Origin of the sequence: Streptomyces macrosporus, from assembly GCF_039533145.1 — a bacterium.
In the GTDB taxonomy this organism is placed as follows: Bacteria; Actinomycetota; Actinomycetes; order Streptomycetales; family Streptomycetaceae; genus Streptomyces; species Streptomyces macrosporus.
Genome location: NZ_BAAASZ010000017.1, coordinates 11,604 through 38,593 on the forward strand (window position 1 = coordinate 11,604; position 26,990 = coordinate 38,593).

Annotated in this window: 21 protein-coding genes and 1 pseudogene; 13 read left to right on the forward strand and 9 right to left on the reverse strand. The window is 74.2% G+C overall.

The window, feature by feature from the left end:
* A pseudogene (locus ABD335_RS08535) lies at positions 1-1,924 on the forward strand (RICIN domain-containing protein); the annotation flags it as partial.
* A gap of 179 nt (positions 1,925-2,103) precedes the next feature.
* Here ABD335_RS08535 and ABD335_RS08540 read toward each other — a convergent pair.
* On the reverse strand, positions 2,104-3,978 hold the full coding sequence (locus tag ABD335_RS08540; protein WP_344321516.1) for a calcineurin-like phosphoesterase C-terminal domain-containing protein: 1,875 nt from the start codon (positions 3,976-3,978) through the stop codon (positions 2,104-2,106).
* Positions 3,979-4,223: 245 nt separating this feature from the next.
* On the reverse strand, positions 4,224-5,522 hold the full coding sequence (locus ABD335_RS08545; protein WP_344321517.1) for an alpha/beta fold hydrolase: 1,299 nt from the start codon (positions 5,520-5,522) through the stop codon (positions 4,224-4,226).
* Positions 5,523-5,764: 242 nt separating this feature from the next.
* Between ABD335_RS08545 and ABD335_RS08550 the strand changes: the two genes are divergently transcribed.
* The 3 genes from ABD335_RS08550 (at position 5,765) to ABD335_RS08560 (ending at position 9,866) form a co-directional block, all read left to right on the forward strand.
* The gene (locus ABD335_RS08550) at positions 5,765-7,168 is read left to right on the forward strand and encodes a glutamine synthetase family protein (protein ID WP_344321518.1); all 1,404 of its coding nucleotides are present in this window, start codon (positions 5,765-5,767) and stop codon (positions 7,166-7,168) included.
* Positions 7,168-8,289, forward strand: coding sequence for an amidohydrolase family protein (locus ABD335_RS08555; RefSeq protein ID WP_344321519.1), 1,122 nt, complete (start codon positions 7,168-7,170; stop codon positions 8,287-8,289). Before ABD335_RS08550 ends, ABD335_RS08555 begins: the two co-directional genes overlap by 1 nt.
* A 233-nt stretch (positions 8,290-8,522) precedes the next feature.
* Complete coding sequence (locus ABD335_RS08560; protein ID WP_344321520.1) at positions 8,523-9,866, forward strand: GDSL-type esterase/lipase family protein; 1,344 nt, start codon at positions 8,523-8,525, stop codon at positions 9,864-9,866.
* Positions 9,867-9,948: 82 nt separating this feature from the next.
* Here ABD335_RS08560 and ABD335_RS08565 read toward each other — a convergent pair whose 3' ends face one another.
* The gene (locus tag ABD335_RS08565; protein ID WP_344321521.1) at positions 9,949-10,758 is read right to left on the reverse strand and encodes an SDR family NAD(P)-dependent oxidoreductase; all 810 of its coding nucleotides are present in this window, start codon (positions 10,756-10,758) and stop codon (positions 9,949-9,951) included.
* 144 nt (positions 10,759-10,902) lie between these two features.
* Between ABD335_RS08565 and ABD335_RS08570 the strand changes: the two genes are divergently transcribed.
* Positions 10,903-11,703, forward strand: coding sequence for an SDR family NAD(P)-dependent oxidoreductase (locus tag ABD335_RS08570; RefSeq protein WP_344321522.1), 801 nt, complete (start codon positions 10,903-10,905; stop codon positions 11,701-11,703).
* Between the two features lie 142 nt (positions 11,704-11,845).
* Here ABD335_RS08570 and thiI read toward each other — a convergent pair whose 3' ends face one another.
* Positions 11,846-13,057, reverse strand: a complete 1,212-nt coding sequence (thiI, locus tag ABD335_RS08575) for a tRNA uracil 4-sulfurtransferase ThiI (protein WP_344321523.1) — start codon at positions 13,055-13,057, stop codon at positions 11,846-11,848.
* 259 nt (positions 13,058-13,316) lie between these two features.
* Here thiI and ABD335_RS08580 point away from each other — a divergent pair, with 259 nt between their 5' ends.
* Together ABD335_RS08580 and ABD335_RS08585 are read left to right on the forward strand one after the other, a co-directional pair.
* A complete protein-coding gene (locus tag ABD335_RS08580) occupies positions 13,317-13,547 on the forward strand; it encodes a hypothetical protein (RefSeq protein ID WP_344321524.1) in 231 nt (76 codons plus the stop codon).
* Between the two features lie 155 nt (positions 13,548-13,702).
* Positions 13,703-15,193, forward strand: coding sequence for an MFS transporter (locus ABD335_RS08585; protein ID WP_344321525.1), 1,491 nt, complete (start codon positions 13,703-13,705; stop codon positions 15,191-15,193).
* Between the two features lie 226 nt (positions 15,194-15,419).
* On the opposite strand, the gene ABD335_RS08590 is transcribed toward ABD335_RS08585, so the two are convergent.
* The 3 genes from ABD335_RS08590 to ABD335_RS08600 all read right to left on the reverse strand — a co-directional run bounded on the left by ABD335_RS08590 (position 15,420) and on the right by ABD335_RS08600 (position 18,183).
* Positions 15,420-16,397, reverse strand: a complete 978-nt coding sequence (locus tag ABD335_RS08590) for a TIGR03557 family F420-dependent LLM class oxidoreductase (RefSeq protein ID WP_344321526.1) — start codon at positions 16,395-16,397, stop codon at positions 15,420-15,422.
* Between the two features lie 129 nt (positions 16,398-16,526).
* The gene (locus tag ABD335_RS08595; RefSeq protein ID WP_344321527.1) at positions 16,527-16,982 is read right to left on the reverse strand and encodes a tellurite resistance TerB family protein; all 456 of its coding nucleotides are present in this window, start codon (positions 16,980-16,982) and stop codon (positions 16,527-16,529) included.
* A gap of 205 nt (positions 16,983-17,187) precedes the next feature.
* Positions 17,188-18,183: a DMT family transporter gene (locus ABD335_RS08600; protein WP_344321528.1), complete on the reverse strand. Its 996-nt coding sequence runs from the start codon at positions 18,181-18,183 to the stop codon at positions 17,188-17,190.
* Positions 18,184-18,256: 73 nt separating this feature from the next.
* Here ABD335_RS08600 and ABD335_RS08605 point away from each other — a divergent pair, with 73 nt between their 5' ends.
* Entirely contained in the window at positions 18,257-19,204 is a 948-nt protein-coding gene (locus ABD335_RS08605; protein ID WP_344321529.1) for a LysR family transcriptional regulator, read from the forward strand.
* Between the two features lie 837 nt (positions 19,205-20,041).
* On the forward strand, positions 20,042-21,475 hold the full coding sequence (gene rox / locus ABD335_RS08610) for a rifampin monooxygenase (RefSeq protein ID WP_344321530.1): 1,434 nt from the start codon (positions 20,042-20,044) through the stop codon (positions 21,473-21,475).
* 66 nt (positions 21,476-21,541) lie between these two features.
* On the opposite strand, the gene ABD335_RS08615 is transcribed toward rox, so the two are convergent.
* Complete coding sequence (locus ABD335_RS08615; protein ID WP_344321531.1) at positions 21,542-22,798, reverse strand: M20 family metallopeptidase; 1,257 nt, start codon at positions 22,796-22,798, stop codon at positions 21,542-21,544.
* Positions 22,799-23,253: 455 nt separating this feature from the next.
* Here ABD335_RS08615 and ABD335_RS08620 point away from each other — a divergent pair, with 455 nt between their 5' ends.
* The 4 genes from ABD335_RS08620 to ABD335_RS08635 all read left to right on the forward strand — a co-directional run bounded on the left by ABD335_RS08620 (position 23,254) and on the right by ABD335_RS08635 (position 26,218).
* On the forward strand, positions 23,254-23,724 hold the full coding sequence (locus tag ABD335_RS08620) for a VOC family protein (protein WP_344321532.1): 471 nt from the start codon (positions 23,254-23,256) through the stop codon (positions 23,722-23,724).
* Between the two features lie 487 nt (positions 23,725-24,211).
* Positions 24,212-24,637, forward strand: coding sequence for an RlpA-like double-psi beta-barrel domain-containing protein (locus tag ABD335_RS08625; RefSeq protein ID WP_344321533.1), 426 nt, complete (start codon positions 24,212-24,214; stop codon positions 24,635-24,637).
* Between the two features lie 11 nt (positions 24,638-24,648).
* Positions 24,649-25,281: a cell wall protein gene (locus tag ABD335_RS08630; protein WP_344321534.1), complete on the forward strand. Its 633-nt coding sequence runs from the start codon at positions 24,649-24,651 to the stop codon at positions 25,279-25,281.
* Between the two features lie 28 nt (positions 25,282-25,309).
* Positions 25,310-26,218: a MauE/DoxX family redox-associated membrane protein gene (locus ABD335_RS08635; protein WP_344321535.1), complete on the forward strand. Its 909-nt coding sequence runs from the start codon at positions 25,310-25,312 to the stop codon at positions 26,216-26,218.
* Positions 26,219-26,297: 79 nt separating this feature from the next.
* Here the strand turns inward: ABD335_RS08635 and ABD335_RS08640 are convergent, their stop codons facing one another.
* Positions 26,298-26,978 carry a TetR/AcrR family transcriptional regulator gene (locus tag ABD335_RS08640; protein WP_344321536.1) on the reverse strand — a complete coding sequence of 227 codons (681 nt, stop codon included), beginning with the start codon at positions 26,976-26,978 and terminating at the stop codon, positions 26,298-26,300.
* Positions 26,979-26,990: the final 12 nt, after the last annotated feature.

Genomic DNA, 26,990 nt, shown 5'->3' on the forward strand with positions numbered 1-26,990 from the left:
GGTCACCCCCGACCCGTCCTACCGGCAGCAGGAGTTCGAGGGGTGGGGCACCAGCCTGGTGTGGTTCGCCAACGCCACCGGCGACTACCCCGACGGGATCCGCGAGGCCCTCGCCGACCTGGTCTTCGGCGACGACGGCCTCGCCCTGAACATCGCCCGGTACAACATCGGCGGCGGCAACGCCCCCGACGTGCGGGACTACCTGCGCGCCGGGGGCGCCGTGGAGGGCTGGTGGCGGGCCCCGGAGGGCACCACCCGCGAGGACACCGACTGGTGGAGCGCCGACGACCCGGCCGACTGGAACCCCGACGCGGACCGCACCCAGCGCTGGTGGGTGGACCGCGTCAAGGACGAGGTCGACCGCTGGGAGGCGTTCTCCAACTCACCGCCGTGGTTCATGACCGTCAGCGGATACGTCTCCGGCGGCTTCGATCCGAACGCGGACCAGCTCAGGAGCGACTCCGTCGACGACTTCGCCGCCTATCTGGTGGGCGCGGTCGAGCGGCTGGAGGAGGCGCACGGCATCGACGTCGACACCCTCGACCCGTTCAACGAGCCCAACACCCCCTACTAGAGCACGCGCCCGGGGCCCGACGGCGAACCCGTCGGCGGACGGCAGGAGGGCGCGCACATGGGCCCCGAGCTCCAGCAGCGCGTCATCCGGGCACTGGCCGCGGAGCTGGAGGACGCCGACACCGACGCCGTGATCTCCGCGATGGACGAGACCAACCCCACCCTCTTCGCGCGCAACTGGGAGTCGTACCCGGGCGACGTGCGCGAGGAGGTCGCGCAGCTGAACGTCCACACCTACGGCACCGCCGGCCGCACCACCGTCCACGACCTGGCCAAGGCCGCCGACAAGCCGCTGTGGATGAGCGAGGTGGAGGGCGGCTGGGGCGGCGGCCAGGACTTCGAGTCCATGGCGCCCGGTCTGGGCCTGGCCAGGCACATCGTCGACGACCTGCGCGAACTGGAGCCGTCCGCCTGGGTGTTCTGGCAGCCCGTCGAGGACTACGACAACATGAAGCCGGGGGGCGAGTCCCCGCAGGGCGGCAACTGGGGAAGCATCCAGCTCCCGTTCGACTGCACCGCCGAGGACACCCTGGAGACCTGCCCGATCCGCACCAACACCAAGTTCGACACGGCCCGGAATTTCACCCACCACATCCGTCCCGGGGACCGGCTGGTGAAGGTCGACGACGCCTCCAGCGTCGCGGCGGTCGGCACGAGGGGCGCGACGGTCGTCCACGTCAACGACTCCCGGGCGCCCCGGACGGTGACCCTCGACCTGTCGAAGTTCGGCCGCGTCGCGCGGGACGCCACGGTGACCCCGGTGGTGACCAGCGCCGACGGCGCGCTGGTGCGGCACGCTCCCGTCCGCGTCCTCGACCGCCGTGCCGCGATCGCCGTGCCGGCCGAGTCGGTGACCACCTTCCTGGTCGAGGGCGTCTCCGGCGTGGCGAAGGACGCCGCGCTGGTGCGGAAGGGGCACGCCTACCGGCTGGGCGGCGTCCAGAGCGGGAAGGCGCTCACCGTCTCCGACGACGGGAGCGGCGTGGTGATCCGCACCGCGGACCCGGCCCGCACCGACCAGCTCTGGCGTCTGGAGCCGGCCCCCGGGGACTCCCGGGCCGACGAGAACCGCCGGCGTTACACGATCACCGGCGCGGCGGACGGCCGGCGCCTGGCCGTCCGCGACGGCTCGGCGGTGCTGGAGGACGACCGGCGCCGCGACCTCGCCGCCCAGTGGATCCTGTCCACGACGGGCGACGGCTCCTGGACGTTCGTCAACGCCGCCGGCGGCGAGTTGCTGGAGGTGGGCGGCCAGGCGACCCACGACGGCGCCTCGGTCGGCGTCCGGCCGCCGAACTCCGGACCGAACCAGCGCTGGACCGTCACGGACACGACGCCCCCGCGGTCCTGATCACCCCTGATCACCACCGCCTCGCCCGCGGCACCACATCCGTCCGCGCCCGTCCCGCGCCCCGCCACGGTCCGGGCGGACGCCGGGGCGCGTCCGGCCGACCCGCCGGGAGGGGCGGACGCGCGGGGCCCGGGACCGCCGCCGGCGGCGGTCCCGGGCCCGTCGGGTCGAGGCTCGGCTCAGCGCTCCTCGACCACCGTGAACCTCAGCGTCTCGGTGAACGTGCGGCCGTGGGCGTCGGTCGCGGTGACCTTGGCGCGGTGGGTTCCCGCCGCGAGGTCGGCGGGCAGTTCGAACCGCCACAGGTGCATCGTCCGGTCGGCCACGCTGCCGCCGTGGACCAGCTGCCGGGCGACCGCGTGCGGGTCGGACCACTCCGGGCCGACCAGCTGGTCCTCGCCCCTGGCCCGCTGGGTGCGCACGGCCTCGCGCGCCGGGCCGCCGTCGACGGAGACCTTCACCTTCGAACCGGTCGAGCCCATCCAGAAGTTGGTGGTCAGCCAGGTGGTGCCGGTCAGGTCGGCTCTGCTGATCACGCGGGTGTCGCCGAGCTCGGGGGCCGGGCCCTGCTTGTTCTTGTTCCAGGCCTGGCGGTCGACGTACCACTGGCGGTAGGTGGGCGAGTTGACGCCCAGCTGCATCTGGACGTCGTCCTTCTCGCCCGTGACGGTGAAGCGCTCCTTGAAGGAGGTGCCCTTGATCTCCAGCGTCAGGACGCCCGGGCGCGAGCCGTCGCGGCCGACGGCGACCGGGTAGCCCTTGTCGGTCGGCTCACCGGAGTACCAGTCGCCGGAGATGGCGCCGGCGGTGATGTGGGGGAAGGGCAGGCCCTCGATGCCGAAGATGTCGCGCCAGCCCTTGAACAGGTCGCCGGTCTTCATGTTCTCGATCGAGTGGGTGTGGCCGGCCACGGCGACGGCCTTGCGGCCCTTCAGCAGTTCGTAGACCTCGCGGACCTGGTCGACCTGGTGTCGGGCGCTGCCCTCGTCGGCGAAGGTCAGCAGGGGGATGTGCCCGGCCACGACGACCAGCTTGTCCGAGGGGACCTTCGCCAGGTCCCGCTCCAGCCACTTCAGCTGCTCCTCGTCGAGCCGCCCGTTGTAGGAGGGGCTGTTGACGGGGTCGTTGCAGTTGGGCCGCTGCCCGTCGGCGTTGTCGACGTCCGGGGTGCAGGGGTAGCGGACGGTGTTGAGGGCGACGACGTGGGTCCGGCCGACGTCGTAGGAGTAGTAGGTCGGGGCGAGCCGGGCCCGGAAGGTGTCGAAGGAGTGCTCGGGGGTCTTGGCGTCGTAGTCCAGGTCGTGGTTGCCGGGCAGGAAGCGCACCGGGCCGTTGAGCCGCCCGGTCAGCTCCTTGACGTCCTTGTAGAGCGAGAGGTCGTCGCCGACCACGTCGCCGATGAACAGGGCGCCGCAGCTCGCGTAGTCGTTGCGCCGGGCGAGGTCCGCGATGGCTCCGGCGCGGGCGTAGCCGACCTCGGTCTTGTCGTAGGGCTGGAGGTCGCCGGCGATGACGCAGTCCTGGTCGCCGGACCGGGTGGCCTGGCTCTGGACCAGCGGGAAGTTCACGGCCTTCGGGAGCGGGCCGGTGGGCTCGATTCCGCCGTAGCGCAGCTCGGGGGACCCGGCGGGCAGGTGGTTGTAGTGGAACTGCGCGATGTTGTGCTCGTCCACGGGCACCTGGTAGCCGGCCGGCTGGGTGATGAAGACGGTCATGTTGTCGTGGACGGGCAGCTCGTAGCGGCCCTGGCGGTCGGTGGTGACCACGTCGCGTCCGTTGGAGACCAGCACCCCGGCCACGCCGCGCTCGCGCCGGTCGCTGCTGCTGTCGCGGTCGCCGTCGAGGAAGACCCGGCCGGTGAGCGTCCGCCCGTCCCCGTCGGTGCCGTCGCCCGGCACGACCTCGACCTTGCCCCGGTAGGCATCGGCGTTCCAGTCGCTCTTGTCGGCCGGGGCGGCGGCCGCGGGCATGGCCGTCGTCGTCTGTACGGCCACGGCGGCGAGCGTGGAGCTCGCGATCGCCACCGCGCCGAGCGCCGCGAGTCCGGCGCGCACTGGTCGGGACGTGGGGCGAGTGAGTGACACTGCTCCTGACACCTCCGTCGGTCTGTGGCTGACCCTGTCGTCGACTGCCTGGTGGAACGGATGGGTCCGCGCCCCACCGGCGGCAGTGACACTGGCGGGTGGAGCTGAACTGCGGGCGAGGAGAAGGCGAAGCGCCGGAGGACCGTGTCACTCGATCGTCTCCGGGGTCCGCAGGGAGGAAGGAAAGGGACGAACCGGAGGATATCTTCGGTTCGTCAGATCTCTCCCCTCGCCATGGCCAGCAGGCGGTCGAAGACGGAGGCGTCCACCCGGACGCCGTCGTGGGCGTGGGCGTTGGTGATCCAGGGGCGCAGTCCGCGGACGTGGGCGGCGGTGCGCAGGGAGTGCTCCCGGTCGACGTACATGTCGTCGTGGTAGACGGCGGCCACGACCGGCACCCGGTTGTCGGCGAGCCGGTCGAGGTCGTACAGCGGGGGCCAGTCGACGCGTTCGGCGAGCAGGTGGGCGGCGTCGCGCAGCGGCACCAGCGCCGGGTCCTCCTCGAAGTGCCAGGGGTAGATCATCTCGCCGGTGAGGCGCAGCGGTCCGCCGCGGGAGGCGTCGAAGGCGGGGAACTCCTCGCGCACCCGGTGCGCGGACCAGGCGGTGGGCCGGCCGCCCTGGGCGTAGATGGCCTCGTGGAGGACGGCGTACAGGGGGTGCGGGGCGAAGGAGACGGCGGACTCCACGCCCCGCAGGAAGGTGTCGGACAGCTCCGGCCCGCCGGGGCCGGGGACGAACGCGGTCTCCAGCAGGTAGTGCAGGGCGTCGAACGTCGAGACGCCGCCGAAGCCGGCGCCCAGGGTCTGGAAGCGGCGCACGGTGAGGCGCTCGCCGGTGGGCAGGCGCACGTCGTGCTCGGCCAGGTGGGCGGCCACGGCGTCGACGAGACGCTGGTCGCCGGGGTAGCGGGCGAAGTAGCGGGCGTTGTGGTCCAGGACGCGGGCGTAGGCGGCGCGGTAGACGTCGTCGGCGTGCGCGGTGAGGGCGGGCAGACCGCCGGTGATCAGTACCTTCTCCAGTCCCTCGGGGGCGAGGGAGAGATAGGTCAGGGCGCAGAAACCGCCGAAGCTCTGGCCCAGCACCGTCCAGGGGCGGTCCTGTTCGCCGTCGGCGGCCAGGTGCCGGCGCAGCAGTTCGGCGTCGCGGACGATCGCGTCGGCGCGGAAGTGCGCGAGGTACGCGGCGGTGGTCTCGGCGTCGGGGTGGACGGCGAGGGTGCGGCGGTCGGCGGGGGTGCTGCGCCCCGTGCCGCGCTGGTCCATCAGGACGACGCGGTGGTCGCGCAGCGCCCGGCGCAGCCAGGCGCCGGGGGCGTTGGGACGCTCGGCGCGGTGGCCGGGACCGCCCTGGAGCCACAGCAGGAGGGGCAGGTCCTCCCCCTCCCGTCCGGCGGCGGTGACCTCGCGGGCGAACAGGGTGATCGTCTCGCCGTCCGGGCGGGTGTGGTCCAGGGGCACCCGGAGGGTGTGGTCGGTGCAGACGAGCCCGTTGTGGCGGTGGACGGTGTTCATGGCGGACGGCGGTCCCTCGTGTGGTGGCGGACGGTGTGCGGTGGGGCCGTGCCTGCGCCGCGGACCCCTCCGGCACCGTACGCGCCCCCGTACCGCCGCCGGACAGGGGCCCTCCCTCCGATCGGGTGCCTTCCCCGGGCCGCGCCGGCGCCGGCGGAAGGCGCCGTCCGCCGACTGCGGCATGATCGCCTCACGGCCGTCCGGGCAGCCGGCCGATCCGGTCCGGCCGTGAAGGAGGAGCCATGGAGACGGGGGCGGCGGAACGCGAACGGGCGCGGCGGAACGCCCGGCACGAGACCGCCCGGCTGAGGGCGGAGGGCATCCGCGGCACCGCCCTGACCTGGGTGGACAACGCGGGCATCACCCGCACCAAGACCGTGCCCACCTCCCGGCTCGCGCACGCCGCGCGCTGGGGGGTGGGCATGTCGCCCGTCTTCGACGTCTACGCGGTCGACGACTCGGTCACCACCAGCCGCCACATCGGCGGTCCCTGCGGCGACCTGCGCCTGTTCCCCGACCTGGACCGGTTGACGGTGCTGGCCGGGCAGCCCGGCTGGGCGTGGGCCCCCGTCGACCGGTACACCCAGCGGGGCGAGCCGTACGTCGCCTGCCAGCGGCTCTTCGCCCGGCGCCAGACCGAACGGGCCCTGGCCCTGGGGCTGGAGCTGCGGATGGGGTTCGAGACCGAGTGGACCGTCCTGCGCCGCGACGCGTCGGAGACGGGGGCGGAGGCGGCAGCGGGGTCCGGGGAGGGCGCCCCGGAGGTCCGCTACCCGTGCCGCGGCCCGGCGTACGGGATGGCCCGCGTGGTGGAGCTGTCCGACTACCTCGGCGACGTCCTCGGCGCCCTCCTCGACCAGCACGTCGACGTCCTCCAGCTCCATCCGGAGTACTCGCCGGGGCAGTTCGAGGTGTCCGCCGCGCCCTCGGACCCGGTCGGCGCCGCCGACCTGGTCGTGCTGGTGCGGGAGACGATCCGGGCGGTGTCGGTGCGGCACGGGCTGACCGCCTCGTTCGCCCCCGTCGTGGAGGTCGGCAGGGTCGGCAACGGCGGCCACCTCCACCTGAGCCTGTGGCGGGAGGAGAGGAACCTGTGCCGGGGCGGCGACGGCCCCTTCGGCATGACGGCGGACTGCCGGTCCTTCCTCGCCGGGGTGCTGCGGGAGCTGCCCGCGCTGCTGGCCGTCGGCGCGCCCACCCCGGCCGGCCACCTGCGGCTGGTGCCCTCCCACTGGGCGGGTGTGTTCCGATGCTGGGGGCTGGAGAACCGCGAGGCCGCCATCCGCTTCGTCCCCGGGGCGCCGGACGACCCCGGCGGCGCGAACGCGGAGGTCAAGTGCTTCGACGCGTCGGCCAACCCCTATCTGGTGGTCGGTGGCGTCATCTCCGCCGGACTGGCCGGGATCGCCGACCGGCTGACGCTGCCCGAGCCGGTCTCCGGGGACCCCGCCCGGCGGGGCGACCAGCCCCGGCTGCCCACCTCGGCGACCGAGGCGCTGGAGCACTTCGAACGCTCCACCGTGCTCCGCGAGGCCATGGGGGATCCGCTGTTCGAGGCCTTCGCCGCCGTGCGCCGGGCGGAGATCGCGCTGTTCGAGGGCGTCGCGCCGCAGGACGTCGTCGCCGCGGTCCGGGAGAGGTACTGATGGCCGGGGCATCCGATCTGCCGCCGCTGGTGGACCACCACTGCCACGGTGTGGTCAGCGACGACCCGGACGACGAGACGTTCGCCTCGTACCTGGTGGAGTCGGACGCCCCCGCCGCGCCCGGCACCACGTTCCTCGACACCCAGTTGGGGTTCGCGGTGCGCCGCTGGTGCCCGCCGCTGCTGGACCTGGAGGTCCACTGCCCGCCCGAGGAGTACCTGGCGCGGCGCCGGGAGCTGGGCGCCGCGGAGGTCACGCGGCGGCTGCTGGGCGCCGACGGCATCGCCGACTACCTGGTGGACACCGGTGTGACCGCCGACCTGACCGGCCCCGCCGAACTCGCGGCGGCCGGCGGCGCGCGAGCCCACGAGGTCGTACGGCTGGAGCGGCTGGCCGAGGAGGCGGCCGACACCGCGGACACCGTCGCCTCCTTCCTGACCGCCCTGGACGACGCCGTGGCGGAGGCCGCGCGCACCGCGGTGGGCTTCAAGTCGGTGGCCGCCTACCGGCACGGGCTGGACCTCGCGCCCGAGCCGCCCGGCGACGCCGAGGTGCGGGCGGCGGCCGACCGCTGGCTGACCGGCCGCGAGGCCGGCGACCGGGTGACCGATCCCGTCCTGCTGCGCCGCCTGCTGTGGTCGGCCGTGCGGACCGGCCTGCCGCTGCAACTGCACACCGGGTTCGGCGACACCGACCTGCGGCTGGACCGCTGCGACCCGCTGCTGCTCACCGACTTCGTGCGCGCCGTCCAGCCCACCGGCTGCCCGCTGGTCCTGCTGCACGGCTACCCGTACCACCGGCACGCCGCCTATCTGGCGCACGCCTATCCGCACGTGTACGCCGACGTCGGCCTGGCGTTGAACCACACCGGTGCGCGGGCCGGGGAGGTGCTGGCCGAGGCGCTGGAGCTGACGCCGTTCGGCAAGCTGCTGTTCTCCACCGACGCCTACGGCCTGCCCGAGCTGTACGTGGTGGGGGCCGCCGTCTTCCGCGGCGCCCTGACCCGGCTGCTGTCCCGTTGGACCGGCGAGGGCCTGTGGTCGTACGAGGACGCCGAGCGGGTGGCCGCCATGGTCTGCGCGGACAACGCCCGGCGCGTGTACGGGCTCGACCGGGGCTGACCCCGAACCCGGCCGCCACGAGGCGGGGTTGACGCCGCCGGGGGCTCTTCCTACCGTGCGGAGCGCGGCCCGTCCGTCCGGACGGGCCGTCCACGGGACGAGCGCGTCTCCCCGGTCCGGGGGCCCGCGCCCGTTCCGCGCCCCGCCTGCCCGATCCGCGGGGAGACGACGCACGACTCCGGCTCTTCGACGCTCGGTCCACGCACGGCACCAGCCGAACGAGAGGAACGCTCGTGGGATCTTCACCAGGGCGCGGCGGACTCCGCACCCGTGTGGGCACGTGGTTGGCCCCGCTCGTCATGCTGATCGCCTCGGCGGTGGCCGCGCCCGTCGCCGCCGCGGAGCCCGCCTCCCGAAGCGACACCGGGCCCGCCGCGGCGCCCGGCCGCGACGCCGTCTGGAGCGCGAGCCTCCAGGGCGCGCACGGCACCTCCCCCGACCTGACGGTGCGGAACATCGCCCGGGCCTCGGTGGCGGCCTCCTCGCTGCGGGTGCGCATCGGGAACCCGTACGGCGACCGCCCCGCGACGTTCCGCTCGGCGACGATCGGGCTGCAACGCGAGGTCGGCGAGGCCGATCTGGTCCCCGGCTCCCTGCGCACCCTCACCTTCCAGGGCCGCCCACGGGTCACCGTGCCCCCGGGCGGGCACGTCTACAGCGACCCGGTTCCGCTGCGCGTGGCGGCCCAGCGGAACCTGGCGATCAGCCTGTACGCGCCGGGCGCGCCGGTCAACGACCACACCTTCCCGCCGCCGACCCCGAACCCGCCCGCCAGCTTCCTCTCGCTCGGCGGCGACCACACCCGCGACACGGGCGACGCCGCCTACCCGGAGGAGGACCGGGGGCTGTCCGTCGAACCGGGCTACCACCCGGGCCAGTTGTGGTGGGTGGAGGTCGTCGACGGGCGCACCCCCGCGGCGGGCACCATCGTGGCGCTCGGCGACTCCAACACCTCCGGCCACAACGCGGTGGGCGGGGGCGACCGGTGGACCGACCTGCTGGCGCGGCGGATCAACGCCCTGCCGCCGGGCGGGCAGAAGGCCGTCGCCAACGCCGGGATCTCCGGCAACACCGTCAGCCGGCAGCCCAACCCCTACGACCCGACGGGCCAGTGCTGCGGTCCCCCGGCCCTCGACCGGTTGGAGTACGACGCCCTCGAACTCGCCGGCGTGCGTCATCTGATCCTCCTGGAGGGCACCAACGACCTCGGCGGCGGCGAGCACGCGGCGCCCGCGCCGGCGTCGCGGGTCGTCGACGCCATGCGGGAGATCGTCGACCGCGCCCACGCCCGCGGCGTCGAGGTGATCGGCGCCACCCTGATGCCCATGTGCAACGCGCCGGGCAGCGCCAAGGAGGCCAACCGGCTCGCGGTGAACGAGTTCGTCCGCAGCGGCGGGGTGTTCGACGGCGTCGTCGACTTCGACGCCGCGGTCAGGGACCCGGCCGATCCGACCCGGATCCGCGACGCCTACCGCGCCGACTGCTACCACCCGAACGCGGCCGGCCACGCGGCGATGGCGGAGGCGATCGACCTCGGTCTGTTCGGCCTCGACCACCGGCGGGACGGGGCCGCCTGATCCGCCGCCCACCGCGCCTCCGCGGCCCCCGCGTCCGCCCGTCCGCGGGAACCCGGGACGGGGGCGCGGGGCGGGTGCGGGATCAGGTGCGCAGGTGGGAGGCGCCGTTGAGGTCCAGCACCGCGCCCGCGCTCCACTGGGCCTGCGGGGACGCCAGCCACAGCACCGCCGCCGCGACCTCCTCCGGCGTGGCGACCCGCCCGTACGGGCTCTGGGCGCGGATCGCCTCGCCCTCGGGACCGGTCAGCCGGTGGGCGACCCGGTCGGTGTCGATGAAGCCGGGCGCCACCGAGGTCACGGCGATGCCGTGGGGGGCCAGGGCCACGGCGAGGGACTGGCCCAGCGCGTGCACCGCCGCCTTGGTGGCGCCGTAGGCGGGGTGGTCCGGTTCGCCGCGGAACGCCCCGCGCGAGCCGATGTTGACGATGCGGCCGCCGGTGCCCTGGTCGATCATCCGCCGGGCGACGGCGTGGCTGAGGTCGGCGGTGCCCAGCAGGTTGACGGCCACGTGCTCCCGCCAGGCGGCGCACCACTCGTCGTACCCCGTGCTCGCGGGCGGGTGCGGGGTGTTGACCGCGGCGTTGTTCACCAGGACGTCGATGCCGCCCAGCGCCTCGGCCGCCGCGTCCGCCAGGTCGGCGGTCCGCCGCGGGTCGGTCAGGTCCGCGCCGAGCAGCGCGTGTCCGTCGCCGGCCAGTCGGGCCAGGGTGGTCTCGGCGTCCGCCCGGCGGCTCCCGTAGTGGACGGCGACCCGGTCCCCGTTCGCGGCGAACGCCTCGGCCACCGCCCGACCCAGGCCCCGGGAGGCGCCGGTGACCAGGACGCGCCGCCCGGTGGCGGGGAAGGCGGACGCGTCGGCGGTCCGCGGCCGGGGATGGGCGGGGTGCTGCACGGCGGGGCTCCTCACGAAGGGGGTCACGGGGGACGTCACGGGCGTCCACACCCTAATGCGGGTGCGCGGGCGGGCGCCCGTCAGGCCGAGCGATCCGGCCGATATCCGGTTGACCGCGGCGACCAAATGCCGGACGCTGCGGTCGTGATCGACACCGGACTCGCCGAACGAACCGTCCTCGTCACCGGAGCCGCCGCCGGGATCGGCGCGGCGACCGCCCGCGCCTTCGCCGCCCAGGGGGCGCGCGTGGCCGTGCACCACCTGCCCGCCCAGGCGTCGCCGCCACCGGGGGTGCGGTGGGAGCACACCGCCCCGGCCGCGGAGGCCGCCGAGGCGCTGGCGGCCGAACTGGAGGGGGCCGTCGCCGTCGCCGCCGACCTGGCGGGGCCGGACGCGGCGCGGCGGCTGTTCGACGAGGTCGAGGAGCGTCTGGGACCGGTCGACGTGCTGGTGAACAACGCCGCGCACTGCGAGAGCCCGGACACCCTCGCCGAGTTGACCGCCGACGGGCTGGAGCGCCACTACCGGGTCAACGCCGTCGCCCCGGCCCTGCTGACGGCCGAACTCGCCCGCCGCGCGCGGGACCGGGGCGGTCGGGCCGGGGACGGCGCGGTCCCGTGCGTGGTGAACGTCTCCACCGACGCCGCGCGCGCCTTCCCCTCCCAGATCGGGTACGGCACGTCCAAGGCGGCGCTGGAGGCGCTCACCCGGGCCGCCGCGCTGGATCTGGCCGCCTCCGGGATCAGGGTCAACGCGGTGGCGCCGGGGCCGGTCCAGACGGGCTGGATCGGCGAGGAGATGGTCGAGGAGGTTCGCTCGATCGTGCCCCTGGGACGGCTGGGCGAACCGGAGGACATCGCCGACGCCGTGGTGTTCCTGGCCTCCCGTCAGGCCCGTTGGATCACCGGGCAGGTCGTCCAGGTCTCCGGCGGCCACGCCCTGTGACGTCCGGGCCGGCCCGCGGCTCCCGCCGTGTCGACGCGGGCCGCAGCGGCGGGCCCCGGGGCGTCCCGGCGGCCCCGGAGGGCGACGCGTTCCGCGCCTTGGGCGCGCGGCGGCGCCGGAAGGGGGCCGCGGGGCCGCGGCCTCACGCCACGGCCTCGACCCGTGCCGTCCCGGCGCTCTCCCGCTCGTCCCGACCGGGGCGCATCACCTGGACCCGGCCCAGCAGGTCCTCGACGGTGCGTTCCACGTCGAGCCGGTTCTCCAGCCGCGCGAACTGCCCGGGGGTGGTCCCGGTGGCGACCCGCGGCGGGGCGAGCAGCCGGCAGCAGTCCTCGTCGGGGAGGCGCGAGATGTCGGCGGTGCCGATCCTGGTCGCCTCCTCCATGATCTCGGTCTTGTCCCAGCCCAGCAGGGGCCGCAGCACCGGCAGCGGGCTGGCCTCGTCGACGGTGGCCAGGTTGGACAGGGTCTGGCTGGCCACCTGGCCGAGGCTGTCACCGGTCACCAGCGCCCTCGCGCCGATCCGGCGGGCCAGCTCTCCGGCCACCCGGACCATCAGCCGCCGCTGCGCCACCACTTGGAGACGTCCGGCGCCGGCGGTGGCCAGGGACCGCTGCGCGGTGCCGAGCGGCACGATGTGCAGCCGGGCCTCCGGCTGGTACCGGGTGAGCTCCCGCACCAGGGCGTACGCCTTGTAGGCGGAGGAGGGGCCGGTGTAGGGGGCGCCGGTGAAGTGCACGAAGTCGCAGCGCAGTCCGCGCCGCATGGCGCGGTGGGCGGCCACGGGCGAGTCGTAGCCGCCCGACAGCAGCACCACGGCCCGGCCGCTGGCCCCGACCGGCAGACCGCCCTGGCCGGGGAGCCGGTCGACGGACAGGTAGACCTCGTCCCGGTCGACCTCGACCGCCACCTCCACGGACGGGGAGGTCAGGTCCACCGGCAGGCCCAGCTCCCGTTGGATCCGGGCGCCGACGAAGGCGGCGAGTTCGCTCGACCGCATCGGGAAGTCCTTGTCGCGGCGCTTGGCCCGCACCGCGAAGCCGCCGGCGCCCGTGGAGCGGCCCCGCAGCAGCTCGACGGCGGCCTCCGCCACGGCCCCGGGGTCCTTGGCCACCGCGATCGCGGGCTGCACCACGCTGAACCCCGGTACGCGCCGCACCCGTTCCACCATCTGCTCCACCGGGGCGGGTCCGGTCAGCACCGTGACGCTGCGCCCGGTCCGGATGCGCACCGGGCCGTCGAGTCCGTCGAGTGCCGTGCGCAGGTTGCGCTGCAGCAGCTCCTCGAAGCGTCCGCGGTTGCGGCCTTTGAGGACGACCTCACCGTGCTTGAGCAGAACGCAGGAATGGGCCATGGCAACCTCCAGACGGTTCCGGGGGCGTCCTCCGGACCCTCCCGGTCCGTTCGCTGTCCGTACTCCGACTCCGGCCGTGTGTCCCGTCATGGCGTGCGGGCCTCCCGGCGTCCGCGCCGCCCTCGCAGGGGGCCGGCGCAGGGGCGTGGGGCCCGCGTCCTCTCCATTCTCCTCCCCTCGGTCCTCCGGGAAAGGCGACCGTTCCCTTTCCGCCATAGACCTTGAGCCGAGGTTTGTCAACTTCCCTTAGGTGAGGTATATGAAAGCAGTGATGCCGAAGATCACCGGCCGTATCGGAAAGGAGACCGTGGTGGCCGCGATGGTGTGGCTGCTCATCCCGCTGATCACCGGTATATGCGCCGTCGTCTGGGCCGTGTACGTCCAGCGTCCCCGACGGGGCGACCTGTGGCACGACTCCGCGCGCCACCGGCGGCTGCGTGAGGTGTTCGGCGGCCCGATGCCCGAGCGGAGCCCGCTCCGGACACGGTGACGCCCACGGCGGCGTCCGCCGCGCCCGCCCCCGCCCCTCCCGGAGCCCGTACCCGTTCAGGTGGTGTGGCCCGCCCGGCCCCGGGAACGTGCTGACCATCGCGCGCCGGGACGCAGGCCCCGGCGCGCGCCGAAAGGGGTTGAAGGGAGTGGGCGATGGCGACGAGTGACCCCTTGGAGACGGCGGTCGGCACGGGCACGGTCACGACGTCCGTACCGGCCCGGCTCGACCGCCTCCCGTGGTCGCGCTGGCACTGGATGATCGTGATCGGCCTCGGCACGGTGTGGATCCTCGACGGCCTGGAGGTCACGGTCGTCGGCAACATCGCCGGACGGCTGGCGGAGGAGGGCAGCGGTCTGCCCATCACCTCCGCCGAGGTCACGGGCATCGCGGCGGCCCTGTACGTGGCGGGCGCCTGCTCGGGGGCGCTGTTCTTCGGCTGGCTGACCGACCGCTACGGCCGCAAGAAGCTCTTCATCATCACGCTGGCCGTCTACCTGGCCGCCACCGCGCTGACCGCCCTGTCCTTCTCCAGCTGGTGGTTCTTCGTCTGCCGCTTCCTGACCGGCTTCGGCATCGGCGGCGAGTACGCCGCCATCAACTCCGCGATCGACGAGCTGATCCCCTCCAAGTACCGCGGCCGCATCGACCTGATCATCAACGGCAGCTTCTGGCTGGGCGCGGTGGGCGGCTCGCTGCTGTCCATCGTCATGCTGGACACCGGCATCTTCCCCGCCGACATCGGCTGGCGGCTGACCTTCGGCTTCGGCGTCGTCTTCGGCCTGGTCATCCTGCTGGTGCGCCGCCACGTCCCCGAGAGCCCCCGGTGGCAGTTCATCCACGGGCAGGGGGACAAGGCCGAGAAGCTGGTGGGCGAGGTCGAGGAGGAGATCCGCGCCGAGAAGGGCACCGAACTGCCGCCGCCCGCCGGGGAGATCACCATCCACACGCGCAAGAGCATCGGCTTCGGGACGATCGCGCGCACGGTCTTCTCCCACTACCGCAAGCGCGCCGTGCTCGGGCTCGCGCTCTTCATCGGCCAGGCGTTCCTCTACAACGCCATCACCTTCGGCTTCGGCGCGATCCTCCACGCCTTCTTCGACGTGCCCACCGGCTCGACCGGCTACTACTTCGCCGTCATCGCCGTCGGCAACTTCTTCGGCCCGCTGCTGCTGGGCCGGTTCTTCGACACCGTCGGCCGCCGCGTCATGATCTCCGGCACCTACATCCTCTCCGGCCTGCTCCTCTTCGGCACCGCCTGGCTCTTCGACAGCGGCCGGCTGACCGCCACCACGCTCACGGCCTGCTGGTGCGTGGTGCTCTTCTTCGCCTCGGCCGGCGCCAGCTCCGCCTATCTGACGGTCAGCGAGGTCTTCCCCATGGAGACGCGGGCCATGGCGATCGCCTTCTTCTACGCCGTCGGCACGGCCGCGGGCGGCATCAGCGGCCCGCTGATCTTCGCCAAGCTCACCGAGTCCGGCGTCGTCGCCGACACGGTGCTCGCCTTCCAGATCGGCGCGGCCCTGATGACCCTGGCCGGCCTGGTGGCGGCCTTCCTGGCCGTACCGGCCGAGCGGCGCTCGCTGGAGGACATCGCCACGCCGCTGTCGGCGCGGGCGCCGCACGCACCGGGCAACCACGCCTGACCGACCGCACGCGAAGGCGCCCCTTCGGGCCCTCGGCTCCCCGGCCCACCGCCGGGGACCCCTCTCGTTTCCGGCCGGCGCCGGGAGGCCGCCTTCGGCCCCCGGTCGGCGGGGTTCCGCCCTCCGCCGGCCGGGGGTCGACCCCCGTGCGGTCCGGGGCGGGAGGGGCCGTGGCCGTGCCCCTCCCGCCCCGGAGACCTCCTCGGACGGGGACCCCGACGGACGCTCAGACGGCGGCGCCGCGCGGGGTCAGCCCGCGGATCCGTCGGTCCAGCTCGCCGCTGTAGAAGTCCATGAAGCCGTCGGGGTCCGGGCCGGCGTTCTGCATCACCAGCCGGTCGAAGCCCGCGTCGACGAACCGCTGCGCCGCCGCGACGAAACGGTCCGGGTCGGAACCGCAGGCGAACTTCTCCCGGACGTCCTCCTCGCGGACGGTGGTGGTGGCCGCCTCGAAGTTGACCGGGTTGGGGAGTTCGCTCATCACCTTCCACCCGGTCAGGGCCCAGCGGGAGGTCTCCAGGACGGCCCGGGCGGCGGTGTGCTCGTCGGGCGCCCAGGCCACGGGCACCTCGGCGTAGCGGGGTCCGGCGCCTCCGGCCTCCTGGTAGTGCCGCACGATCTCCGGTTTGTCCTCGGTGGCGAACAGGCCGTCGCCGAGTTCGGCGGCGATCCGCGCCGACGGCCCGCCGCTGGCGGCCACCGCGATCAGCGGCGGCGAGGCGGGCAGGTCGAAGACCCGCGCGTCCTCCAGCCGCAGGTGCTTTCCCTCGTAGGACTGGTACCCGCCGCGCCACAGCAGTCGGATGATCTCCAGCGCCTCGCGGAGCATCTCGTGGCGCAGCCGCACGTCGGGGAAGCCCCGGCCGACGACGTGTTCGTTGAGCCGTTCCCCCGAGCCCACGCCGAGGACGAACCGGCCCTCGGAGACCAGGGCGAGCGTCGCGGCGGCCTGGGCGATGATCGCCGGGTGGTAGCGCACGGTCGGGCAGGTCACGCCGGTCGCCAGTCCGATGCGTTCGGTCTTCGCCGCGATGGTCCCCAGGACCGTCCAGGCGAACGGCGAGTGGCCCTGGTTGTCCAGCCACGGGTGGTAGTGGTCGCTGATCTCCACGAAGTCGAACCCGGCCTGCTCCGCGCGGACCGCCTGCCGGACGAGTTCGGTGGGGCCGAACGCCTCGGCCGCCAGCTTGTAACCGATCTGCATGTGTCCCTCGCTGACTGTTCTTCCGTCCGCCCTGAAGTGCCCGGAAGACGCGGCGTGAAACGGCGCGGTGGGCCATGCGAAGGACCCGCGCCGCCGGCCGTGCGGAAGGACTCCCGCACGGCCGGCGGTTCAGAGGTCGAACTCGTGGGGCGGCAGGTCGAGCACGTGGCACGCCTCGGCGACCACGGCCCGTTCGGTGAGGTCGAAGTGGCCGTCCGAGCCGCCGACGACGATGCCGACCTGGACGACGGCCCTGGACTCGACCGGCCTCCTCCTGACCTTGGCGATCTCCCGCAGGGCGCTCTCCTTCCCGCCCTCGGGGTCGGCGGCGAGCCGGTCCAGCCACTCCTCGAAGCGGCGGCGCAGCTCGTCGGCGGGGAAGTTCCCCAGGATCTCGTTGTGCTCGATCAGGTAGGCGACGCGGCGCCGCTCGGCGGGGTCGACCGTGCCGTCCGCCGTGGCGACCAGCGCGCACATCGCCATGCTCGCGTCCCGGAAGGCGCCGTCCTTGAGGTCGCTCCTCCTCGCCTCCAGCTCGGTCTGCACCGTCCGGGCCGATGCCTTGAGGCGGTCCCACAGGGCCATGAACACACTCCGTACGTCGCCGAGGGGCCCGGACCTCGTACCGCCGTCCGGGCCGTCCGCCTGACGGGGCGGCACCGGTCGCGTCCGCCCCCTCGTCTCCACCTGCCCGTGGAAAGGATAGGAGTGTCCCGCCGGCCGCGCCGACATCGCCCCGGCCGGACCGGAGGGAACGAGCCGAGGGGACGGGCCGGCCGATGAGCGGCCGTCACGAGCCGGACCGGGCACGGGAGACCGCGTCCGGTCGCTCCCGGCGGCCCTCCGGGGCGGCCGGTGCCCCCGCCCTCCCGGCGGTCGGACGCGGACGCCCGCGCCGGCGCGTCATGGCGACCCCGGCGAGGACGACCACCATCCCGGCGACGACCCGCGGGCCGATCTCCTCCCCCAGCACCGCCGCGCCCAGGGCCACCGACACGACCGGCAGCAGGTATCCGACGGTGGCCGCGCCGGTGGCGCCCTCGTCCGCGATGAGCCGGTGGTTGAGGTGGAAGGTGATCCCGGTGCAGAAGACCCCCAGGACGACGACGGCGAGCAGGGCCGTCGCGTCCGGGCGCGCCCGCACCGGACCGTCGACGAACAGGAGCGGCACGCTCAGCCCCGCCGCGGCGAGGAGTTGGGCGGCGGAGACGGCCAGGGGTGCGGTGCCTCCCACGGTGAGCTTGCGTCCCATGTAGGCGAAGGCGACGGCGTAGCTCGCCGCGGCGGCGAGGAGGGCCAGGGCACCCCGGCTCACCAGCCCGTCCCGCCCCCAGGGGGCGAAGATCAGCACGGTGCCGGCGAACCCGAGCAGGAGACCGCCGAGGCGGACCGGGTGAAGGCCGCGTTCGGTGCCGATGGCCAGGCCGATCAGCAGGGACCACAGGGGAGTGGTGGCGTTCAGCACGCCGGCCACACCGGAGTCGACCGTCTGCTGGCCGATGCCGAACAGCAGGAACGGCAGGGCGTTGCAGAAGAGGGCGGCCACGGTGAGCCGGCCCCAGGTCACGAGGTCGCGCGGCAGGCGCTGTCCGACCGAGCGGCTCAGGACGTACAGGACCCCGGCGCCCAGCAGGCAGCGGACGAAGGCGATGCCGGAGGGGGACAGACCGCTGCCGAGGGCCACCTCGATCCACAGGAAGGTCGACCCCCACAGCAGGGCGAGGAGGCCCATCCGTACCGTCGTCGCACGCCCGCCACCGTTCACGTCCGCCTCCCGCTCGTCCATGGGCCTCCACGGTCTCCCGGACGACCTGTCAGAACAAGCGAAAGATTCTTGAGGAACCGTTAAGCTTCCCTGCATGCTCGACGTGCGGCGCATGCAGATCCTGCGCGCGGTGGTCACCAGCGGATCGGTGACCGCGGCGGCGGCGAACCTGGGGTACACACCGTCCGCCGTCAGCCAGCAGGTGGCGGCGCTGGAGAAGCAGGCCGGGACGCCGCTGCTCGAACGGGTCGGCCGGGGGGTGCGGCCGACGGCGGCCGGACTGCTGCTCACCGAGCACGCGGCCGTCATCGGTCGGCAGGTCGCCGAGGCGGAGACGGCGCTGGCCGATCTGCGGGCGGGCCGCACGGGGCGGTTGGCGGTCCGTTACTTCGCCACGGCCGGCGCCGGCCTGGTGGCGCCCGCGCTGGCCCGGCTCCGTCGCGCGTACCCGAACGTCCGGGTCGACCTCGGACCGGCCGATCCCGAGGATCCGCTGCTCCAGGTACGGGAGGGGCGCGCCGATCTGGCCGTCGTGGTCCGTCCGCGCGACCCGCTTCCCGAGGGCATCCGTCTCACGCACCTGCTCGACGACCCCTACCGCGCCGTCCTCCCCCGCGGGCACCGGCTCGCCGCCAAGCGGGTGCTCGACCTGGTCGATCTGGCCGACGAGCCGTGGGTGATCGGCGAGTGGCCGGGACCCTGCCGCGACGTGGTGCTCGACGCCTGCGCCGCGGCGGGCTTCACCCCCGACTTCGCGGTCGACAGCGAGGACTACGCCTCGGCGCAGGGCTTCGTCGCCGCGGGCCTGGGGGTGGCGCTGATCCCGCGGATGGGTCTGGGGAGTCGCCACTCCGGTGTCGTCGTGCGCAGGGTGCGCGGACCCGAACCGGTGCGGACCATCCACGCGGCGGTGCGGGAGACCGCGCCGGCCCAACCCGCGCTGCGGGAACTGCTCGACGCGCTGCGGAGCGCGGCGACCGGTGACGGCGCCGGTGAAGAAACCCGGCAAGGACCCCGGCAAGGCGCCCGGTCGAGGAGGTGAGAGCGCCTCTCCACGGGGAGGAGGCGTCGGGTTCGGATTTCCCGGCATCGGCGAGGTGTGGTCCGCGAAATCCCGGGCATGCGCACGGTACGGCCGCGCCACGATGTCCCCCTCCCCCTCGTCGTCGGCGCGGCCTCGTGGTGCCCGCCCGGCGGCGGGGCGTTCACTCCGGGGCTCCCGAAGGGAGCGTTGACGCCCACTCAGGCGGCCTCGTCCTCCCTGCCGATCGTCGCCGATCACCGGGGACCCGCCGCCCGAGGCCCCCACCGGACGGCAGGCGACGGAGCCGCGGCACGAAGGCCCGCGGTCGCGCACGGGGGTGGCGCTCCCGGTCGCCGAGCCGGGCGAGCGGTCCGGGCAGCCGGTCGGGTCCACGGCGGCAACGGGAGCGGCGATCGGTCGTCGCCCTCGGACGGGTCCTCGACGGGGTCACCGGGGCGCATCGGTTCCGGGTCCCGCCGGCCTCGGTGACCGGGGTCGGGTGACGGCGGCCGCACCGCGGGGCTTCTTCACCCTGGTCGAAAGCCCGACCGTGGTCCCCCGCGACGCCGAAAAGGCGGCTGCGCACTCCTCGCCACTTTCAACCTATAGCGCACCGGGGGGCTTGCGGCAAGACCCGGGTCGTGCCGCAGAATCGTCGCCCACGGCCGGAACCTGCGGAAATGGAAGATTCGCGACGTACGTGTGCTGTTGTCGGCATAGGGGACACGCGGGGACGTCGAACCGACGGCGGGACTCGCGGTGTGGTCGCGGACACTCGGCGCGGTGTGCGGACGTGCGCGCACCGGACCGCGCGGGGCGGCCGGCCGGGAATCGATCTCTCGAGTGGGGGGTTTCATGATCGACGTGATCATCGTCGGCGCCGGACCGACCGGCCTGATGCTGGCCTGCGAGCTGCGGCTGCACGGCGTGCGCGTGCTCGTGCTGGAGAAGGAGACGGAGCCGACCGGGGTGGTCCGCGCGCTCGGCCTGCACGTGCGCAGCATCGAGGTGATGGACCAGCGCGGTCTGCTGGACCGGTTCCTCGCGCACGGCCGGCAGTACCCGGTCGGCGGTTTCTTCGCCGGCATCGACAAGCCCTCCCCCGACCGGCTGGACACCGCGCACCCCTACGTCCTCGGCATCCCGCAGCCGGTCACCGATCGCCTGCTGGCCGAGCGCGCCACCGAGCTCGGCGCCGAGATCCGGCGCGGCTGCGCACTGGTCGGGCTGAGCCAGGACGAGCACGGGGTGACCGCCGAGCCGGCCGGTGGGGGAGGCACGCGGCTGCGCTCGCGCTACCTCGTCGGCTGCGACGGTGGCCGCAGCACGGTCCGCAAGCTGCTCGGCGTCGGCTTCCCCGGCGAGCCCACCCGCGTCGAGACGCTGCTGGGCGAGATGGAGGTGGCCGAGGACCCGGAGACGGTCGCCGCCATCGTCGCGGACGTCCGCGAGACCCAGAAGCGGTTCGGCGTCGGGCCCCTCGGGAACGGGTTGCACCGCGTCGTCGTGCCCGCCGAAGGGGTGGCCGAGGACCGCGCCGTCCCGCCCACCCTCGAGGAGTTCAAGCGGCAGTTGCGGGCGATCGCGGGCACCGACTTCGGCGTGCACTCGCCGCGCTGGCTGTCCCGGTTCGGCGACGCCACCCGGCAGGCCGAGCGCTACCGGGTCGGCCGGGTGCTGCTGGCCGGCGACGCGGCGCACATCCACCCGCCGGTCGGCGGGCAGGGCCTCAACCTCGGCATCCAGGACGCGTTCAACCTCGGCTGGAAACTGGCCGCCGAGGTGCGCGGCTGGGCGCCGGAGGGACTGCTGGACAGCTACCACGCCGAACGCCACCCGGTGGCCGCCGACGTGCTGGACAACACCCGCGCGCAGATGGAGCTGATGTCCACCGAGCCGGGCCCGCGGGCGGTGCGCCGGCTGCTGGCGGAACTGATGGACTTCGAGGAGGTCAACCGGCACCTGATCGAGAAGATCACCGCGATCGGGATCCGCTACGACGTCGGCGAGGGGCACGAGCTGCTCGGCCGGCGGATGCGGGACGTGAGGCTGAAGGAGGGCCGCCTCTACGAGCTGATGCGCGACGGCCGCGGGCTGCTGCTCGACCGGACCGGCCGGCTGTCGGTGGCGGGCTGGGAGGACCGGGTCGCCCACGTCGTCGACGCCGGCGAGGAACCGGACGTGCCCGCCGTGCTGCTGCGGCCGGACGGCCACGTGGTCTGGGTCGGTGAGGACCGGCAGGATCTGCTCGACCTGCTGCCCCGGTGGTTCGGCGCTCCCGCCGACTGAACGCGCGGTCGCGGCCCGCGCGCGGGCCCGTGAAACCGTGAGAGGCGGGCCGGCGCGGGTCCGCCGTCACGTGCCGAGCCAGGCCAGGGCCGCGACGGTCAGGGCGCTGACGCCGGTGTCCAGGGTGGGCTGGACGACCGGGGCGAAGGCGGGGCTGTGGTTGACCGGGACGTCCCGGGCGATGGTGCCGTTCTCGGCCGCTCGGGCGTACAGGTCGGGGTCGGTGCCGCCGATGCCCCAGTAGGTGAACGGCGCGCCGAACGCCTTGGGGATCTCGCTCATGTCCTCGCTGGCGGTCTGCAGGTCGATGGTGTGCGCGTCGTCGCCGAAGTGGGCGGCGAACGCCTCGGCGACGCGCCGGGTCGGGGCCTCGTCGTTGACCGTGGGCGGGAAGGTGACGGTCCTCTCGATCTCGGGTGCCTTCGGCGACCGGGACGCCTCGCACTCGGCCCTGACGATCCGCTCGATCGCCCGCAGGACGTGGGTGCGCGAGGCGTCGTCGTAGGTGCGGACGTTGAGCTGGATGACGGCGCTGTCGGGGATGACGTTGGGGCCGGTGCCGGCGTGGATGCCGCCCACGGTGACGACGGCGGGGGTGGTGGCGGCCAGTTCCCGGGAGACGATGGTCTGCAGACGCACGACGATCATCGCGGCCGTCACCACGGGGTCCACCGCGGCCTCGGGCATGGAGCCGTGCGCACCCCGGCCGTGGACGGTGATGCGCAGGCTGTCCGCGGCCGACAGGAACGGTCCGGAGCGGGTGCCGACGTAGCCGGCCGGATAGGGCAGGACGTGTTGGGCGAGCACCACGTCGGGGCGGGGCGACTTGGCCGTCAGACCGTCGTCGATCATGGCGCCGGCGCCGTCGCCGTTCTCCTCCGAGGGCTGGAAGAGCGCCACGAAGGTGCCCCGCCAGGCGTCCTTGGCCCGGGCCATCAGCCGTGCGCAGCCGATCAGGCAGGTCACGTGCATGTCGTGCCCGCAGGCGTGCATCACCGGCTGCTCGGTGCCGTTGTCGTCGGTCGCGGTGACCGCGGAGGCGTAGGGCAGGCCGGTCCGCTCGCGGACCGGCAGGGCGTCCATGTCGGCACGGGCCATGACGACCGGACCCTCGCCATTGGCCAGGATCCCGATCACGCCGGTGCCGCCGATCCCTTCGACGACCTCGTAGCCGGCGTCCCGCAGGGCGTCGGACGCCTTCTTCGCCGTACGGTGCTCCCGCAGACCGAGTTCGGGGTGCGCGTGCAGGTCCTTGTAGAGGTCCTCGAGGTCGGAGCGGATGCCGTCGAGGTCGGCCGGCACGGTGTGGGCAGGGTCGGTCATGAGGACTCCTCGCGCGAGGGGGACTTTCCCCCGCGGCGGGTGGCGGAACGGGAGCGGCGGCGCATCAGCGGGGCCGGTTCGCAGCAGGGCCGGTTCGCAGCAAGGCCGCCGGTCCGGGCCGCCGGGCGGTTCCGGCCGTGGCGCACGGCGGCGAGCCGGAGGACCAGGGCCACGACACCGCCCGGGAGCGCGCGGGAAGACGCCGGCGAGGCCCGGGGAACGCCTTGCGGCATCGATCCCGACAGAGGTCGAGGAGATCGACGTCACGGACGCGCCGGCCATGGGGCCAGCCTACTCGCGGTCCCGCCCCCGACCACCCGGACGCATCCGGAGCGCGACGGGCGGCGGCAGGGTGCCGACGTGCCGCGCACCGCGCGGTCCGAGCGATGAGTTTCGGCGGCACGGCCGGTCAACCCCTCGGAACCGCTTGGAACCCGACCGCCAGGAGGCGCGCCATGCAGAAGATCACCACCAACCTGTGGTTCGACGGCCAGGCCGAGGAGGCCGCCCGCTTCTACACCTCCCTCTTCGACGACTCCCGGATCACGGATGTCCTGCGCTACACCGAGGCCGGGCCCGGGGAGCCGGGGACGGTCGTGACCGTCACCTTCGAACTGGCCGGTCAGCAGTTCGTCGCCATCAACGGCGGGCCGGACTTCACGTTCACCGAGGCCATCTCGCTCTCCGTGGACTGCGCCGACCAGGCCGAGGTGGACGAGCTGTGGGCCAGGCTCACCGACGGCGGCGAGGAGGGGCCGTGCGGCTGGCTGAAGGACAAGTACGGCCTGTCCTGGCAGATCGTCCCCCGGAAGCTGACCGAGCTGCTGAGCGACCCCGACCCGGCGACGGCGGAGAAGGCCACGAAGGCCATGCTCGGGATGAAGAAGATCGACGTCCAGGGCCTGCTGGACGCCGTCGCCCGGTGACGTCCGCCCCGCCGGCGGGGCGGCGCGGCGCTCCGGTGCCGCCCCGCCGCCGTCCCGGGCCGCCTCGGCGGCGTCCGGCCGGCGGCCGGCCGCGTTCGAGGGCGGCGGACGAGGACGATTCGACGGCGTTCACCCGCCGTTTTCCGGGCCGCTTCCGGGCGGCCGGAGAGCGTTGCGCCCCTCCCCCGCCGCCGGGTCCGGCGCACGTCCGGATATGTGCTCGGGACACACCCGCACCCGTCGGATCGGGCGCGGGACGGTGGGCGAGGACATCTGGCCGACGCGCGTAGAACCGTGCATCATGAAGGTGCTCCACATGCACTGAAGCCCCACCGGACACTTCCCTTCCCGCCGTCACGCCCTGCCGCGTCGACGGTCGGTGCGGGACGCGTCCATCCATGATTGTCATGATCGCGACAAAATCGCCCGTGTATGACATGAGCAGGACAACAGCGTGACGCTGTCGTCCGCCGAAGGGAGCAACGTCATGGCTTGTGGATCCACCTACCTCTGGCGGGGGGAGGCCACGTGGTTCTGCTGCGGCAACGCGTGGGGCCCCTGCGGCAGCTACGGCGGCGGCGCCTGCGGCAACTGCCGCTCCAGCGCCAACCACGGCGCCTGGCCCAACGCCTCCGCCGCCTGCTGGGACATCACCCGCCCCGACCTGTGCGGCGAGGGCGGCATACCCCGCAGAGGCTGCGGTTCGGTGATGAACGTCAAGCACCAGTGCACCGGCGCGACCGTCTGCATCACCATCACCGACTGCGGCCCCCGCACCAAGAGCTTCTGCGGCGAGTCGGCCTGCTGCAACGGCCAGTGCCGCACCAACCGCATCCTCGACCTGACGCCCGCCGCCTACTCCGCCATCGGCAGCCTCAGCTCCGGCAAGCTGCCCGTCTGGATCTACGAGTGAGGGGGAACGCCATGAACCCGAACCGGAAGACCTCCGACGCCGGCGGCCGGCCGCTCGACCGCAGACGCCTCCTGTCCGCCGCCGCGCTCGGCGGCGCCACCATCGTCGGCGCCTCCGCCCTCGGCGGCCTGGACGCCGACGCCGCCTTCGCCGCCCCCGCCCCCTCCCTGGATCCCGCGATCACCAAGACCTCCTTCGCCGAGGGCCGCATCGCCGGGATCAACGGCAGCATGCTGGAAGTGGCCGGTTCCCACGGCGAGTTCCACCGCATCCAGCTCACCAACGCCACCAGCATCTGGAAGCTCCACCCCACCACCGCCGACGCCATCGAGCCCGGCGACGGCCTCTACGCGCGCGGAGTGGAGATGCCCGACGGCAGCATCGCCGCCGACGCGGTGTGGGTGAACATCGTCAACCTCCACTGCACGATCCGCGGCATCGGCAGGGACCGGCTCGAACTCGCCCACAACAACCACGCCGTCGTCGGACGCGTCGTGGCGGGCACGACCGCCGCCTCCTACCACGGGTCCGCCCTCAGCTCCGACCTGTCCCGACTGCGCATCGGCCAGGACGCCCAGGTGCTGGGCGCATGGCGACCCAAGGACGACTCGGTCGACATCGCCCGGGTCTCCGTGGGCCGCTGAGGACACCGGACACGAGAGGAGACAAGGGATGCTGTCGCTGCTTCGCGACCTCACACCGCTCGCCCTCGGCGCGCTCCTGGCCTGGAGCGGCGCGGTCAAGCTCGTCGGCCGCTCCCCCGAACGCCAGGTCGCCGGCACGGCGCTCGAACGCCTGGCGAACGGCGTCGGACGGGCCACGGTGGCGCTCCGGGCGGTCGGCGCGGTGGAACTCCTCGTCGCCGCCGCTCTGTTGTCGGCCCCGGCCGTGGCGGGACCGGGGGCGGTGTGGCCGGGAACGGCGGCGGCCCTCCTCGGCGCCGCGTTCACCGGCTACCTCGTCTACGGCAAGGTGACGGCGCCGGATTCCTCCTGCGGGTGCACCGCCCGCGACGACGCCCCGATCGGCCCGCGCGCCTTCACACGGGCCGGACTGGTGGTGGTCGGCGGCGGTGCCTCGGCGGTGTCCGCCACCCCGTGGTGGGAGGCGGTCGGGCAGCGCCCGGTGGCGGCCGTGGCGTTCCTCGCCGCGTGCGGGGCCGTCACGGCCGTCCTCTTCGCCGACCTCGACCGCCGCCTGCTGCAGGCCCTGCGCCGCCTGCGGCTGCGGATCTTCGGCCACCCGCTCGGCGGCGACCCGTCGGTGGTGCCGGTCGAGGCGTCGGTCGAACTGCTGGAGCGTTCCCTGGCCTGGGAGGCCGCGGCCCCGGTCGTGCGGTCCGGGCTGCGCGACCACTGGGACGAGGACGGCTGGCGCTTCCTGCGGTACACCGGGGCCCACGAGACGGACCGGGGCACCCGGCAGGTCTCGGTCCTGTTCGCCCTGGACGTCCACGCCAACCTGGACAACGCGTCGAGGCCGGCCGTGCGCGTCGCCGTCCTCGACGAGGAGACCGGGGAACCGGTGACGGGCGCCCTGGAGGACGTCACCGCCCGGACGACCCTGCCGATCGTCACCTGACCGGGCCTCCGGCCCGACGACCCCGGGTCCGGCCCCCACGGGGGCCGGACCCGGGCGCGTTCCGCGGCCCCCGCCGCCCCTACCGTCCGCCGGGCCCCAACGGGCCCAGTTCGCGCAGCACGCCCTCGAGCTCGCCGAAAGTGAGCGACGGCGCGGGCAGCGGACGGGCCGCCTCCGCGCGCAGGCCGTCCAGCAGCAGGGCCAGGTACCGGCGCCAGGCGCCGGGCACGACGGCGGCGGAGGCCGGGACCACCCGGCCCAGCGCGGCCAGGGCGAACAGGAGGTCCTCGGCGGTGACGTCCTGCCTCACCGTGCCCTGCTCCTGGGCGCGGCGGATCAGGACGCCGACCGTCTCGTGGTTGTGGGCCCGCAGCGCCTCCAGGGAGGGCACGCCCTCCACCCCCGTCGTCATCAGGTCGTTGGCGCCCCGGTCGGCGGCCAGCCCCTCGAAGACCCGCTCCAGATAGGCGGTGAGGCTCTCCCACGGGTCCTCACCGCGCCGAACCTCCTCCCCCCACCGCATGGTCTCGGTCAGGGAGTCGCCGAAGACCGCCTCGATGAGCGCCCCCCGGGTGGGGAAGTGCCGGTAGAGGGTGGCGTTGCCGACTCCGGCCCGACGGGCGATCTCGTCCAGCGGGGCGTCGACGCCCTGTTCGGCGTAGACCTCGCGGGCGGCCGCGAGCAGCAGCTCCCTGTTGCGCCGCGCGTCCCGCCGCAGCGGCGCCGGCCTCTCCGTTCCGCCTCGTCCGGCCGTGCTCATGGACAGCACCCT

Excerpts from the sequence above, each read along its gene's own strand:
- ABD335_RS08545 (WP_344321517.1), bottom strand. The coding sequence starts at position 5,522 with ATGAACACCGTCCACCGCCACAACGGGCTCGTCTGCACCGACCACACC.
- ABD335_RS08550 (WP_344321518.1), top strand. The coding sequence starts at position 5,765 with ATGGAGACGGGGGCGGCGGAACGCGAACGGGCGCGGCGGAACGCCCGG.
- ABD335_RS08555 (WP_344321519.1), top strand. The coding sequence starts at position 7,168 with ATGGCCGGGGCATCCGATCTGCCGCCGCTGGTGGACCACCACTGCCAC.
- thiI (WP_344321523.1), bottom strand. The coding sequence starts at position 13,057 with ATGGCCCATTCCTGCGTTCTGCTCAAGCACGGTGAGGTCGTCCTCAAA.
- ABD335_RS08580 (WP_344321524.1), top strand. The coding sequence starts at position 13,317 with ATGAAAGCAGTGATGCCGAAGATCACCGGCCGTATCGGAAAGGAGACC.
- ABD335_RS08585 (WP_344321525.1), top strand. The coding sequence starts at position 13,703 with ATGGCGACGAGTGACCCCTTGGAGACGGCGGTCGGCACGGGCACGGTC.
- ABD335_RS08590 (WP_344321526.1), bottom strand. The coding sequence starts at position 16,397 with ATGCAGATCGGTTACAAGCTGGCGGCCGAGGCGTTCGGCCCCACCGAA.
- ABD335_RS08595 (WP_344321527.1), bottom strand. The coding sequence starts at position 16,982 with ATGGCCCTGTGGGACCGCCTCAAGGCATCGGCCCGGACGGTGCAGACC.
- ABD335_RS08600 (WP_344321528.1), bottom strand. The coding sequence starts at position 18,183 with ATGGACGAGCGGGAGGCGGACGTGAACGGTGGCGGGCGTGCGACGACG.
- ABD335_RS08605 (WP_344321529.1), top strand. The coding sequence starts at position 18,257 with ATGCTCGACGTGCGGCGCATGCAGATCCTGCGCGCGGTGGTCACCAGC.
- rox (WP_344321530.1), top strand. The coding sequence starts at position 20,042 with ATGATCGACGTGATCATCGTCGGCGCCGGACCGACCGGCCTGATGCTG.
- ABD335_RS08615 (WP_344321531.1), bottom strand. The coding sequence starts at position 22,798 with ATGACCGACCCTGCCCACACCGTGCCGGCCGACCTCGACGGCATCCGC.
- ABD335_RS08620 (WP_344321532.1), top strand. The coding sequence starts at position 23,254 with ATGCAGAAGATCACCACCAACCTGTGGTTCGACGGCCAGGCCGAGGAG.
- ABD335_RS08625 (WP_344321533.1), top strand. The coding sequence starts at position 24,212 with ATGGCTTGTGGATCCACCTACCTCTGGCGGGGGGAGGCCACGTGGTTC.
- ABD335_RS08630 (WP_344321534.1), top strand. The coding sequence starts at position 24,649 with ATGAACCCGAACCGGAAGACCTCCGACGCCGGCGGCCGGCCGCTCGAC.
- ABD335_RS08635 (WP_344321535.1), top strand. The coding sequence starts at position 25,310 with ATGCTGTCGCTGCTTCGCGACCTCACACCGCTCGCCCTCGGCGCGCTC.
- ABD335_RS08640 (WP_344321536.1), bottom strand. The coding sequence starts at position 26,978 with ATGAGCACGGCCGGACGAGGCGGAACGGAGAGGCCGGCGCCGCTGCGG.